Origin of the sequence: Phyllobacterium sp. YR620 (genome assembly GCF_900104165.1) — a bacterium.
GTDB lineage: Bacteria > Pseudomonadota > Alphaproteobacteria > Rhizobiales > Rhizobiaceae > Phyllobacterium > Phyllobacterium pellucidum.
On the sequence record NZ_FNJP01000002.1, the window covers coordinates 930,589 to 943,186 of the forward strand.

Consider the following 12,598-nt stretch of genomic DNA (forward strand, 5'->3'; position numbering starts at 1 on the left):
CTGGATATCGCAACGCAGCAAGGGGGACCGTATTAGAAGGGATGAATTCGCTTCAGGAAAAAATCGTAACATCTCTGTTAGTTTTCAGTGATTTTCGTACGCCTTCTTCCTTCGCAAGCATTAACGCAAATATGGTTGTTATAGGTGGGAGAGTTCTGTGAGCATTGTCTTCAATTCGTCTAACTTTCGTTCCGACGACGCTTCAAAGCCGCGCGTTCTTGTTGCAGGCGGCGCGGGGTTTCTTGGATCTCACCTTTGTGAACTACTTTTGGGCGAAGGCAGGACAGTAGTCTGCTTGGACAATTTTTCTACAGGGCGGATGGAAAATGTGCGTCATCTGCTGCGCTTTGACACCTTCAGTTATGTCCGCCATGACATCGTTGATCCGATCGATCTGCCTGTAAGCGAAATCTATAATCTCGCCTGTCCAGCCTCGCCGCCGCACTATCAGGCCGATCCGATCCATACCATGAAGACAAATGTGATCGGTTCACTCAATCTTCTCGAGTTGGCCGCACGGTATCGGGCGCGCATTTTCCAGGCATCCACCTCGGAGGTCTATGGCGATCCGCATGTCCATCCCCAGCCTGAAAACTATTGGGGCAATGTGAATTCGTTCGGTCCGCGCTCCTGCTATGACGAAGGCAAGCGTTCCGCCGAAACACTTTTCTACGACTTTCACAAGCAATACGGCGTCGATATTCGCATCGTGCGCATATTTAACACCTACGGACCCCGCATGCGTCCCGATGACGGCCGGGTTGTTTCAAACTTCATTGTGCAGGCACTTAAAGGCGAAGATATTACCATTTATGGCGAGGGATCGCAGACCCGGTCCTTCTGCTATGTCGATGACCTGATCCTAGGATTTCATCGGCTCATGTACAGTCCGCGAGCCATTCACACCCCTATCAACATCGGCAATCCTTGTGAATTCACCGTGCGCGAACTGGCCGAGCAGATCATCACGTTGACAGGCTCGCCATCGAAGATCGTCAATCACCCACTGCCTACAGATGATCCGCGCCAACGTCGGCCCGATATTACGCTGGCAGAACGAGAACTCGGTTGGGCACCCCGCATTGCGCTGGCGGACGGCTTGAAATCCACGATAGCTTACTTCGAACGACAGCTCGCGAGGCCCGATGGGAAACTCGCTGAGGTGGCATAATGAATGGACAGAACGTAATCGTTGTCGGCGGAGCGGGCTTTATTGGAAGTCACACGGCCAAGCTCTTGTCAAAGCAGGGGTATCGGCCTGTCGTCTATGACAATCTCTCGACTGGGCATCTCGCATCCGTGCGTTGGGGAACATTTGTTGAAGGCGACATTCTCGACACTCCACGGCTGATTAAGGTGGTCGAGGATCACAATCCGGTCGCTGTGATCCATTTCGCCGCCTCGGCCTATGTCGGAGAGTCCGTCGAGCAACCTGCTAAATACTATCGCAACAATGTCACAGGAACTCAATCGCTGCTGGAAGCTTGCCGGCTCGCTGGAGCGCGCAATGTCATCTTTTCGTCGAGTTGCGCAACGTATGGCATCCCACATCAACTGCCAATCCGCGAAGGCGAGGAGCAACGCCCGATAAACCCGTACGGTCGCACCAAACTGATCGCGGAGCAAATGCTTGGCGATTATTCTGCTGCTTATGATCTAGGTTATGTGGCGCTACGTTATTTCAATGCATCCGGAGCGGACATTGACGGCGAAATCGGCGAAAGCCACGATCCCGAAACGCACCTGATTCCGCGGGCCATGATGGCTGCCGCGGGCAGCATCGAATTTCTGGAAATCTACGGCAACGATTACAACACGCCGGATGGCACCTGCATCCGCGATTACATACATGTTGCCGATCTGGCGCGGGCACATGTACTGGCGGTCGAGCACCTCGTCAACGGCGGCGAGAATATGGCTGTCAACTTGGGTACAGGACGTGGCACATCAATCAAAGAGATTCTCGATGCGATTGGTCGCCTGACAGGTCGTAACGTGCCCGTCAAAATGCGCGATCGCCGTGCCGGCGACCCTCCGGTCCTTTTTGCTGATCCAGCACTTGCAGCGGCTAAGCTTGGCTTTCAGGCACTTTATTCCGATCTCGATACGATCATTCGTACCGCAGCTCCTTTTTTCGGGCTGGAGGTCAGAACATGACCAAACGCCTCGCCAAAAACGGCGTTGCCGACGACGGACCTTTGATGGTGCCGGTTTTCACCGGCTGGCGGCGCGTGGAATACCTGCTCGGCGCAGCACTATGGGTCGCGGCGCTGTTCTACTTTTGGCGCTGGTGGCTTGAACCTGCCAACCATGTGAATCTTGCGGGCTCCATCCTGGTTACGGCCATCCTAGCTTGGGTGACGTTGTTGCCGGCCTATTTCATCGTTCTTTTTTTCCGCGCCCGTCGTCCAAGCGGCCCGTTGCGACTTCCAGCGGGGAGCTGTGTTGCCATGGTGGTAACAAAGGCGCCGTCGGAACCTTTCGAGATCGTTGCCGAGACCTTGCGCGCCATGTTGGCCCAGGACTTACCGCACCACACATGGCTTGCCGATGAAGACCCTTCTTCGGCAACTCTAGATTGGTGTGAAAAACATGGTGTCTTCGTCTCCACGCGCAAAGGACGTGCAGACTACCACCGCCAATCTTGGCCGCGTCGTACGCGCTGCAAAGAAGGTAATCTAGCCTTTTTCTACGACCATTATGGCTACGATGTTTACGATTTTGTAGTACAGCTTGATGCGGACCATGTGCCAGAACCTGACTATCTATTTCAGATGCTGCGTCCCTTCGCTGATCCGTCCGTTGGCTATGTCTCCGCACCCAGCATTTGCGATCGCAATGCCCATGAAAGCTGGTCAGCGCGCGGACGTCTCTATGCCGAAGCGAGCATGCACGGATCTTTGCAGGCCGGCTATAACAACGGTCTGGCGCCGCTTTGCATCGGGTCGCACTATGCGGTTCGCACAGCGGCATTAAAGGAAATTGGTGGTCTTGGACCGGAATTGGCGGAAGATCATTCTACGACTTTGATGATGAATGCCCACGGGTGGCGCGGCGCGCACGCACTCGACGCCATCGCACATGGTGACGGACCGCGTACTTTTGCCGACCTCATCACGCAGGAGTTTCAATGGTCGCGCAGTTTGGTGATGATCCTGCTGCAGTATTCGCCCAAACTAGTCGGCAATTTGTCGCCACGACTGAAATTTCAGTTTCTGTTTTCGCAATTTTGGTACCCGCTGTTTTCTCTCTTCATGGCGCTGATGTTCGTCTTGCCCATCGCTGCGCTGGTTGCGGGTGACAGCTTTGTTGCCGTAACTTATCCCGATTTCATGCGTCATTTTCTACCCCAGGCGATCATACTGATCGTTCTGGCCTATCGCTGGCGCGCCTCTGGCACATTCCGCACGCATGATGCGAAAATACTGAGTGTCGAGATGACGCTGTTTTTGTTCGCCCGCTGGCCGTGGGCGATGGCTGGAACGCTCGCCGCGTTGCGCGATTGGGCAACGGGCTCATTTGTGGACTTCCGCGTCACACCGAAGGGGGCGTCGGAAGTGGATCCCCTCCCGTTCCGAGTCCTCGCACCCTACGGTTTCTTGGCGATTGTCTCGATCCTGCCGGTGCTGCTTATCCCAGACGCCAGCGACAGCAGCCGCGGCTTCTATGTTTTCGCCATCATTAACGCTGCGATTTATGCACTCCTCCTGTTCGTTATCGTTCTCCAGCATGCCCGTGAAAACACGGTTCGCTACCGCACTCGGATCTATCGCCCAGCGCTTGCAGCCAGCTTGCTCGCTCTTGTAGCTCTGCCGACCCTTGCAACGGCCGAGCGAGGCCGGGACGGAATTGAGGCGCTCGCATGGGGAACCCGAAGCTTTACCTTGTTCGAGGACCGCTTTTCGGTTGCTGGCGCGGGCATCGGTGGTCGCGATGTTCATAGGACAATATTCAATCCACGCTGGCGCACCAACGCTCCCAACATTTCAATGCAGTAAAAGGCAATTAAACAGATGAAGATCGCAGTCATAGGTACGGGCTACGTGGGATTGGTCAGCGGGGCGTGTTTCGCCGCCTGGGGACACGAGGTTGTATGCGTCGACAAGAATGCTCAGAAAATCGATGGCCTTGCCCACGGCGTCGTGCCGATTTACGAGCCGGGGTTGGATGAACTAGTGGAACGCCATTCAGCGGCAGGCCGCTTGCGCTTCACGTGCAATCTGGCCGAGGCGTTGAACGAGGCGTCCGTCGTTTTCATCGCAGTGGGCACGCCGCCGCGTGCCGGACACGGGGATGCTGATTTGTCGTTCGTTTACATGGCTGCGCGCGAATTGGCGCCACTCATTGACGACGATACCGTGGTGGTTGTGAAATCCACCGTTCCAGTGGGTACGGGCGACATCGTGCAGAAGATTATTGGATCGGTGCGCAAAACCGGTACATTCTCTGTTGCCTCCAATCCTGAATTTTTGCGCGAAGGCGTCGCTATCCGCGATTTCCTGGAGCCCGATCGCGTTGTGATAGGCGTCGAGGATGAACGCGCGAGAGAGATTCTGATGAAACTCTACGGTACGTCTCTTGATGCGCACAAGACACCCATCGTAATGACCCAGCGCCGGACGTCGGAACTAATAAAATATGCTGCCAACGCGTTTCTGGCGACCAAGATCACCTTCATCAACGAACTTGCGGATCTTTGCGAGCAGGTCGGCAGCAACGTCAGTGATCTGGCGTTGGGAATGGGTCTGGACAAGCGCATCGGGACAAGTTTCCTCAATGCCGGACCAGGTTATGGCGGCTCCTGCTTCCCGAAAGATACGATGGCGCTTTTGCGTACTGCTCAGGACCACGGTGTGGCGGTGCGGATCGTAGAAGAAACCGTAACGGCCAACGAAGCGCGCAAACGCCGCATGGCTTTGAAAGTCATGGACGCTTTGGAGAATGATGTGGAAGGCCGGACGATCGCCATTCTAGGCCTCACTTTCAAGCCCGATACAGACGACATGCGAGATGCGCCTTCCGTACCACTGATTGAGACCTTGCAGCGCTTCGGCGCGACTATCCGCGCCCATGATCCCGTGGGTATGGAGAATGCCGGCCGTATCCTCTCGGACGTCGAATTTTTTGAAGACCCGTATGAATGTGCGCACAACGCCGACGCTGTTGTCGTCATCACGGAGTGGGACAGCATTCGCAAACTCGATCTCGCGCGCCTGAAGAATTCCATGCGTCAAGCGCTATTGATCGATCTACGAAATGCTTTCGAACAGGGCGCAGCGGAGGAAATTGGCTTTCGTGTATCTGCGATTGGCCGACCGACAACGGCTCGGTACGAGGTGACTAACTCGGCCGTACTGCGAGGGTCGAAGCAAGTCCGTGGAGGACGAAATGCAAAGGGCGCTTCTTTTGAGATGGCAGGAGATTCAAATGACAATTTGTAAATCTGCAAGGGTCCGATGCCAGCGGGGCTTCCGCATGATAACGACCTTCGCTTGGGTCGCATCCTCGTTTATCGCACCGGCTGTTGCGGCGGCGCAATCTGTCGAACAGCCGTCGGGTACTCGCGCCATGACGGCTTTCGAAGTCTACGCACTCTATAAGAATAAGAGCTGGCAGTGGGTCAACGGAGCCGGATACATGACGGATGCCGGGCGGCAGTTCAGTGCATGGTCCGAGGGTGAGAAGGGCAAAACCTGGGCAGAAGGACGCTGGGTGATCTCTGACACGGGAGCATTGTGTCTCGATGCGACATGGCATTCTGAGCAGGGAGCTTTTCCGGCCAAGACCTGTTTCTCGCATCGTCTCGGCGGTGGAACGATCTATCAAAAGCGTGAGCCCGATGGTGAATGGTACGTATTCCGCCACGCCAATGCCCGCGAAGACGATGAAGCCCACAAGCTAGTTCCTTCCGATCTCGTATCTCAACAGCGCGATAGCATCAAAACGGCGCTGGGTATGACCCAGTTGCCTCAACAATAAGAAAAGGAGGGGGCGATGAAACGTCTCTTGAGACTAACCGCAGCTTTACTTTGCGGCGCATGTGTTTCCGGTGGTGTATATGCCGCCAGTGGAGTGTCAGGCGCGAGCGTCGACAGTCGCAATCGCTTTCATGACAAGCGGCCAGTCGTTGCTGCTGACGCCGTGACGCCGGGTGCCTATGATCCGCACGGAGACTTCACCAACGACTCCAACTCCAAGATCGAACACCTGTTCCTACCTTGGGAGGACGTGGACCTGACCACTCTCAGCACCGCAGACGCCTACGCGCGCGAGCGAGGCCGATCTCTTTTGATCACCATCGAACCTTGGTCATGGGCGCGTGACTGGCGCATCAGCCCGGATGACCTGCTCACAGGAATTCTGGCTGGGCGGTATGATTCCAACATGTCGGCGGTTTGCTCCGCCGCAGCTAAGCTGAAAAGCCCGGTCACCATCCGCTGGGCACAAGAAATGGAAGATAATGACGGGCAGTTCACGTGGGCCTTTTGGAAGCCAGAAGGTTACGTGAAGGCTTATAGACATGTAAACGACGTATGCCGCAAGCAACTTCCTTCAGCCAAATATATGTGGTCGCCGAAAGGCGAGGAAGGGCTGGAAGCCTATTATCCGGGCGACGAATATGTGGACATTATCGGTCTGTCGGTCTTTGGCTATCAGCCCTATGACAAACTGGAGGTCGGACACGACACGACGTTTGTCGAGCGGACAAAACCCGGTTACGATCGTGTGGCACGCTTCGGAAAGCCAATTGCTATTGCGGAGCTTGGCTATGAAGGCAGCGACGACTATGTTCGGGACTGGGCTGCAGAAGCAAACAAGCAGCATGCCGAGTTCCCTGCAATGACCGCGGTTGTCTACTTCAACGACCGTGAAGTCTATGACTGGCCGAGGAACGTGGGTAGACCCGATTGGCGCGTCGCCAACCATCCGCTGGATTAATCTTCGATTGTTCAGGGCGGTTTGTTTCCACCACGTAGCGAACCGCTTTTGTTTTTCACGCGATCCCATACACAGGACGCTGTGTCCTCTGGAATTGCATGTGGTCAGGAGTAATGAATGTACCCGATCCGTTTAAATATTATGAGCACGGCGCTGTCGGCGCTTTTACTCGCTGGCAACGCCAGCGCGGCACCGAAGACACAAGTAGATGAAGCGACAGCTAAGCTTGCCGCGTCCGCGACGCCGATGAAGGCTACAGCGCTACAGAAGCTTTACGTTGACCGTACCTGGAAGTGGAAGGACGGGGGCGGGTTCTTTTCCGCCGACCAAAGACAATTTACCGCTTGGTCCCGCAAGGGAGCAGCTTGGTCCTACGGTGAGGGCCGTTGGTATGTAACTGATGGCGGAAAACTTTGTCTCCAAGCTCTCTGGTCCAGCAAGATGGAAAGGGGTGGCGCGGTAACATGTTTCCTGCATCGCGAAAAGGATGGCGTTATTTATCAAAAGCCGAGTTTGGGCGGAAGCTGGTATGTCTTCCGGCACGATCCCGTTCAGAAAGGTGATGAAGCGCTTAAACTGGTTAAGGGCGATCGTGTGAGCAAAGAAGTATTTCGTCTCAAGGGCATGCGTCGATAAAGATGAAGAGCTGCCGGACCGGCAGCTCTTTTTTTTACGCTCTGTAGAGGCTCGGCCGCTTAAAAGCTCTGCGTATAGCAACGCGCCTTTTGCCCAAAGCCGCTTGGCGTGCAGACATAAGGATTGCTTCTCATATATTGCGAGGCCGACACCTTCACGATCTGGCGAGCCGGCTTCTTGGCATAACGAATTTCATTGTTGACGCGATATTTGACGAGGTAGACGGATCGTATCCCCTCTGTTTGGTTGCGGTTCTCTCCGGCTTGTGCGTCTGTGCAAACAAGGACGGAAACAGCGAGTCCGATTGCTGCTGTCGTTATGCTTTTCAGCCTTTGATGCGCGATAGAAAACGTCATGTTGCAACTCCAATATGGTTGTCTTGCAAAGCGTTTTAGTGATCAGAATTTAAAGTTCGGGTCGAACAATTCAGAGAATTTTATGCAAATTGTTGCTTCTCTGCGGCTCCTTGACGTATCAGGAAAACTCGCGAAATCGACCGACCTAGCGAGGCCAGCGCAAAACCGATGTACCCATCATACCATCAAAGCCACAGATATTCAGGACACTATTAACCCCCAACAATCGGTTGCTTCAATTCTACGATGACCCATTGTCAATTCGAGATAAGAATTTTCAATTTTTCTCCTTTGAGGACCGCACCGTCGAATATTCAAGGTGTCAAATGTCCACCAGCGGAGACAAGACCGAAGACGCAGAAACATTGGATAGGAAGATAGAGGCCCGGAACACCAAGCGAATGCACGATCCTACCCCCTTGGCGAAATCGTCCTCCACAAAATCGTCGAAGCTCATCGCAGCTAATGATGTTCGTTATCAGTGATATGTGTTAGCGCCTTGGATCCCGAAGGAACATTTCATTTAGTTTCCCCGTTTCCAACCATGAAACAAAATCACTTCAGACCAGTGACATTGCAGCGCCGAGGCAGACGGCCGAAGACCATTACTACAGTTGATGAAGCTTATGAGTTTCTAAAGCACAGCTGGTACAAGGCACGATGTGGGCCAGTATGTCAGCGCGCCAAAATGGCGTGTTCAGCGGCCCTCGAAGGATCGATTCCAGCCGAGGAGGCTCGAGGCGCGTTTATCGAAGCCGCAACCGAAGCAAACATGATCGTCGATGATGTCGGAGATTCGCTTATCATGGCCTTAATAGCGAAGACCCTTCCTAACAGTTTCAAATAGATGCAGCCCGAGGGAAGGGGGGAGCGTCCCCGCACAAAACTTAACCCATCCTCCAGAATTAGGAGTATAATATCGGTGTTGGTATCCCCCACCCGGCGGGGCTTGGCCAAAGATATTCTTCCGAGACGTAATGAGGCCAAGCCCTTGTGGAACAGTCCTCACTGTACACCGTTTAAAATCTACTGACGTTCGATTGTCAGCAGAGACTCGGGGTAGGCGGTCCGATTAGCCCCGCCAATCGTTTGGTCCCCGACTGCCGATTAGGCCATATTTGGTACAACTGACGGTCCAGTTTTCGACTTAATAGTTATATGGGAGGTAGACATGAAGCGGCTCAGATTCATTCTCATTGCGACCGCGTCTCTCGGTTTAATGGTTGCCGGCACGACGATAAACCAAATTAATTTCTCTGGCCCGGCCTTTGCCGAAAAGGGTGGCAACGGTAACGGTGGCAATGGACATGGGGGCGGTAATGGAAATGGCGGCGGCCAGGGCAATGGCAAGGGAAACACCGGCGCTAGCGGAAAATCCTCTTCCAGCCACGGCAGCGCAGCGAGTGCCCATAATAATAGGAAAACCGATTACGATAGGTCGAAAGTGCAAAGGACCGCCATCGACAAATCAAAAGTTCAGAAAACTTGGGCCAAAGTAGACGATGTCACCGATGACAACCTTGATGACAATACATTGGGCCCGTTGAATGCGGCGCATGCCTCTGCCCGCGCCCGGGAGCGCGCGGCCCCAAACTCGTCGGTTGGTAAAATAGCAATCTATGAGCGCGATCGCGAGGCAGCGCTGGCGCTGACCGATCCGATACTGCGCGACCAAGCTCTCGATAATGCCGTGACATCGTTGGAAGCAAATTTCGGTCGTACGCTGACAGACGATCAGGTTGATGAGGTCAACGCACTGCTGGATGCAAGGCGCTAGCACCCCTGGTCTGTGTATTGGGGGGAATACGAAGGTTCCGAGTCACCCCGAGATCACGCCGAACCTAATATATCGATTATACTGACCGCTACCCCCAAAAGCCGGCGGTCGGCCTTCCTCGGAGGAGAACGAAACGGCAGCCCTTCGGCGTTTCCCTCCTCCTCTTTTTGAGCGTCTATTAGCGGTTTGGTTGAAGCGAACAATCACCGCGAGACCCGTTCGGAACAATGGCGGATCGGCCCCATAACGCTTCATAAATAATTTTATTGAATCGCAACCCACAATTTGGCCCCTATATTTCCAGCCATGGTTTACGAGGATTCCAGGACATTTCAGCGAGTGCAGGTGTTCGGACGACAGCCCGGCCAGCTTGTCTGCGTGACGTCAGCCCGCGAGCTTTGTGCTCGAGCAATTGCCCGATGAGACCGGCCCGAAGCATCTTATGGCACGTGAGTTTCGAGAACGGTAGGAAGGGGATCAACAAAGTGTTCAACGCCAAGGTATTCAAGAACGTGCGCCTATCGCAGATTGGCCGACGATGGCTGTTGACATAACCACTACATATCGATAAATCCAGATGCATGGATCAATATGCTACAATCGAAGCCTTTGCTGCTCTAGCGCAACCCACCCGGCTTGACGCCTTCAAGCTGATCGTCACCCGTGAACCAGAGGGCATCGCGGCTGGAGAAATATCGCGGCTGCTCAGTGTGCCCCAGAACACGATGTCATCGCATCTTGCGGTCTTGTCGAGGGCGGGGTTGATTTCATCACAGCGGCAAAGTCGTTCGATCATCTATCGTGCCGACTTCGAGAGCTTGCGAGGAGCGATCAACTTCCTCCTCAAGGATTGCTGTGCTGGGCATCCTTCGATCTGCGCCCCACTCCTGTCCGATATCGTTCCTTGTTGCCCACCTTCGGAGCAAATCAATGCATGAGATTGCTCTGGAAATGCTTGAGGGACTTCAAGCAGAGCCCATCGCTTCGAGCGACGTGGACTTCAGATCGGCTTTGAGATCGTTGCACCTTCCAGCCGAGGACCTTGATCAATCGAGTGGACACTTCTTCCGCTTCTGGGACACTGATCGCACTACGGTTGGCTACGGTGGAACTGAGTTGACCGAAGACGGCGTGGCGCTACTTCGGTCCATAGTCGTCCTCCCAGAGCACCAGCATCACGGCAACGGAGGCAAGATCACGAAATCACTCCTACGCTACGCGAGTGGGCAAGGCGCGATGGCAGCCTACCTCCTTACAACCGATTGCGAGCCATTCTTCGGGAGGCTCGGGTTTCAGAGGATTGAACGTGCTGACGCCCCGAGCTCAATAAGCCAAAGCACTCAGGCAGCGGATCTCTGTCCATCCTCAGCGTCCCTGATGACGCGCCCCACTGGCGTCTGAGGCCCTCATGTCAGTCTTCGAACGCTATCTCACGATATGGGTTGCCCTTTGCATGGTGGTTGGAGTGTGGCTCGGTCACGCTGTACCAGAGGTATTTAGGGCTCTCGGTAACATTGAGACCGCCAACGTCAACATTCCAATGGCCGTACTGATCTGGTTGATGATCATTCCAATGCTACTCCGGATCGACTTTCGAGCTCTCAGAGAAGTCGGCACCTACTGGCGGGGCATAGGGATCACCCTCCTCATCAACTGGGCCGTGAAGCCGTTTTCGATGGCGCTGCTGGGATCGATCTTCATTGGCTGGTTGTTCAGACCTTATCTTCCGGAAGCTCAGATCAGCTCGTACATTGCGGGGTTGATCATCCTTGCGGCGGCCCCCTGCACAGCCATGGTGTTCGTGTGGTCTGGTCTGACAAGAGGCGAGCCACACTTCACCCTCTCGCAGGTGGCACTGAATGACGTGATCATGGTCGTAGCGTTCGCGCCTATCGTTGGGTTCTTGCTCGGTCTCTCTGCCATTACGGTGCCTTGGGACACCCTGATACTGTCCGTCGTTCTTTACATTGTCGTGCCGGTCATCGCCGCACAGGCGATCCGGCGGCGAATGTTGTCGTCAGGATCGCCTCAGCGACTTGAACGGCTCCTGAGCACCCTCCAACCCTTGTCGCTGGTTTCTCTTCTGGTCACGCTGGTGCTGCTGTTCGGCTTCCAAGGCGAGCAGATGATTGCACAGCCATTGGTGATTTTGCTCCTCGCCGTCCCCATCCTGATACAGGTCTACTTCACCTCAGGACTTGCCTATTTCCTCAACCGTGTCAGCGGCGAGCAGCATTGTGTAGCGGGACCCTCCGCCCTCATTGGTGCCAGCAACTTCTTCGAATTGGCAGTCGCCGCCGCTATCAGCCTCTTTGGCTTCAACTCAGGTGCAGCGCTGGCAACCGTTGTTGGCGTCTTGGTCGAAGTGCCAGTCATGCTGTCGGTGGTGTGGTTCGTGAATAGAACCAAGAAATGGTACGAGGACGGGGAGGCTGTACAGAAGCTGGAGCAACGACAGAGGATCGCATGATGAGTGTCACTATCTACCACAACCCAGCCTGTGGGACTTCTCGCAACACATTGGCAATGATCCGCAATGCCGGTATCGAACCAATGGTCATCGAATACCTCACGTCACCACCTACTCGCGCTGTCGTGATGGAGCTGATCCGCAAGGCAGGACTGACCGTACGCGAAGCTCTGCGCGAGAAGGGGACGCCATATGCAGAGCTCGGACTTGCTGACCCGTCTCTCACTGATGAGCAACTGCTTGACGCGATCGGGGCCCATCCGATTTTGCTGAACCGCCCATTCGTCGTGACAGACAAGGGTGTACGCCTCTGTCGCCCGTCTGAGGTGGTCCTCGACCTTCTACCTCCCCACTTCGCACCATTTGCCAAGGAGGGTGGAGAAGTCGTCATCGACGCGGGAGGAGTTCGAATTGTCTGAT

13 protein-coding genes are annotated in these 12,598 nt (G+C 54.7%); 12 read left to right on the plus strand and 1 reads right to left on the minus strand.

What is annotated here, in order from left to right:
- Positions 1-157: 157 nt before the first annotated feature.
- The 7 genes from BLR72_RS11480 (at position 158) to BLR72_RS11510 (ending at position 7,575) form a co-directional block, all read left to right on the plus strand.
- Positions 158-1,171 carry a UDP-glucuronic acid decarboxylase family protein gene (locus BLR72_RS11480; protein WP_091948420.1) on the plus strand — a complete coding sequence of 338 codons (1,014 nt, stop codon included), beginning with the start codon at positions 158-160 and terminating at the stop codon, positions 1,169-1,171.
- Positions 1,171-2,157, plus strand: a complete 987-nt coding sequence (gene galE, locus BLR72_RS11485; RefSeq protein WP_091948423.1) for a UDP-glucose 4-epimerase GalE — start codon at positions 1,171-1,173, stop codon at positions 2,155-2,157. Before BLR72_RS11480 ends, galE begins: the two co-directional genes overlap by 1 nt.
- On the plus strand, positions 2,154-3,998 hold the full coding sequence (locus BLR72_RS11490) for a glycosyltransferase family 2 protein (protein ID WP_091948425.1): 1,845 nt from the start codon (positions 2,154-2,156) through the stop codon (positions 3,996-3,998). Before galE ends, BLR72_RS11490 begins: the two co-directional genes overlap by 4 nt.
- A 15-nt stretch (positions 3,999-4,013) precedes the next feature.
- The gene (locus BLR72_RS11495; RefSeq protein WP_091948428.1) at positions 4,014-5,441 is read left to right on the plus strand and encodes a UDP-glucose dehydrogenase family protein; all 1,428 of its coding nucleotides are present in this window, start codon (positions 4,014-4,016) and stop codon (positions 5,439-5,441) included.
- Positions 5,442-5,475: 34 nt separating this feature from the next.
- Complete coding sequence (locus tag BLR72_RS11500) at positions 5,476-5,979, plus strand: DUF995 domain-containing protein (protein ID WP_091948431.1); 504 nt, start codon at positions 5,476-5,478, stop codon at positions 5,977-5,979.
- 15 nt (positions 5,980-5,994) lie between these two features.
- A complete protein-coding gene (locus tag BLR72_RS11505; RefSeq protein ID WP_091948434.1) occupies positions 5,995-6,939 on the plus strand; it encodes a glycoside hydrolase family 26 protein in 945 nt (314 codons plus the stop codon).
- A 117-nt stretch (positions 6,940-7,056) separates the two neighbouring features.
- Entirely contained in the window at positions 7,057-7,575 is a 519-nt protein-coding gene (locus tag BLR72_RS11510; protein ID WP_091948437.1) for a DUF995 domain-containing protein, read from the plus strand.
- A gap of 59 nt (positions 7,576-7,634) precedes the next feature.
- Here the strand turns inward: BLR72_RS11510 and BLR72_RS11515 are convergent, their stop codons facing one another.
- Positions 7,635-7,931, minus strand: coding sequence for a hypothetical protein (locus tag BLR72_RS11515; protein ID WP_091948440.1), 297 nt, complete (start codon positions 7,929-7,931; stop codon positions 7,635-7,637).
- A 1,171-nt stretch (positions 7,932-9,102) separates the two neighbouring features.
- On the opposite strand from BLR72_RS11515, the gene BLR72_RS22450 reads away from it, so the two are divergent.
- The 5 genes from BLR72_RS22450 (at position 9,103) to arsC (ending at position 12,597) form a co-directional block, all read left to right on the plus strand.
- Complete coding sequence (locus tag BLR72_RS22450; RefSeq protein ID WP_175492337.1) at positions 9,103-9,708, plus strand: Holotricin-3 precursor; 606 nt, start codon at positions 9,103-9,105, stop codon at positions 9,706-9,708.
- Between the two features lie 581 nt (positions 9,709-10,289).
- Complete coding sequence (locus BLR72_RS11530; RefSeq protein ID WP_091948447.1) at positions 10,290-10,646, plus strand: ArsR/SmtB family transcription factor; 357 nt, start codon at positions 10,290-10,292, stop codon at positions 10,644-10,646.
- A 13-nt stretch (positions 10,647-10,659) separates the two neighbouring features.
- Positions 10,660-11,109, plus strand: coding sequence for an arsenic resistance N-acetyltransferase ArsN2 (arsN2, locus tag BLR72_RS11535; protein ID WP_091948684.1), 450 nt, complete (start codon positions 10,660-10,662; stop codon positions 11,107-11,109).
- Between the two features lie 7 nt (positions 11,110-11,116).
- Positions 11,117-12,178 (plus strand): ACR3 family arsenite efflux transporter, encoded by a 1,062-nt coding sequence (arsB, locus tag BLR72_RS11540; RefSeq protein ID WP_091948450.1) that lies wholly within the window; start codon positions 11,117-11,119, stop codon positions 12,176-12,178.
- Positions 12,178-12,597, plus strand: a complete 420-nt coding sequence (arsC, locus tag BLR72_RS11545; protein ID WP_091948687.1) for an arsenate reductase (glutaredoxin) — start codon at positions 12,178-12,180, stop codon at positions 12,595-12,597. Before arsB ends, arsC begins: the two co-directional genes overlap by 1 nt.
- Position 12,598 lies beyond the last annotated feature (1 nt).

Bases quoted from the DNA above. Each gene is read 5' to 3' on its own strand.
- arsN2 (WP_091948684.1), top strand. From the start codon at position 10,660: ATGCTTGAGGGACTTCAAGCAGAGCCCATCGCTTCGAGCGACGTGGAC.
- BLR72_RS11505 (WP_091948434.1), top strand. From the start codon at position 5,995: ATGAAACGTCTCTTGAGACTAACCGCAGCTTTACTTTGCGGCGCATGT.
- galE (WP_091948423.1), top strand. From the start codon at position 1,171: ATGAATGGACAGAACGTAATCGTTGTCGGCGGAGCGGGCTTTATTGGA.
- BLR72_RS11490 (WP_091948425.1), top strand. From the start codon at position 2,154: ATGACCAAACGCCTCGCCAAAAACGGCGTTGCCGACGACGGACCTTTG.
- arsC (WP_091948687.1), top strand. From the start codon at position 12,178: ATGAGTGTCACTATCTACCACAACCCAGCCTGTGGGACTTCTCGCAAC.
- BLR72_RS11495 (WP_091948428.1), top strand. From the start codon at position 4,014: ATGAAGATCGCAGTCATAGGTACGGGCTACGTGGGATTGGTCAGCGGG.
- BLR72_RS11510 (WP_091948437.1), top strand. From the start codon at position 7,057: ATGTACCCGATCCGTTTAAATATTATGAGCACGGCGCTGTCGGCGCTT.
- BLR72_RS11500 (WP_091948431.1), top strand. From the start codon at position 5,476: ATGATAACGACCTTCGCTTGGGTCGCATCCTCGTTTATCGCACCGGCT.
- BLR72_RS11530 (WP_091948447.1), top strand. From the start codon at position 10,290: ATGGATCAATATGCTACAATCGAAGCCTTTGCTGCTCTAGCGCAACCC.
- BLR72_RS22450 (WP_175492337.1), top strand. From the start codon at position 9,103: ATGAAGCGGCTCAGATTCATTCTCATTGCGACCGCGTCTCTCGGTTTA.
- BLR72_RS11515 (WP_091948440.1), bottom strand. From the start codon at position 7,931: ATGACGTTTTCTATCGCGCATCAAAGGCTGAAAAGCATAACGACAGCA.
- arsB (WP_091948450.1), top strand. From the start codon at position 11,117: ATGTCAGTCTTCGAACGCTATCTCACGATATGGGTTGCCCTTTGCATG.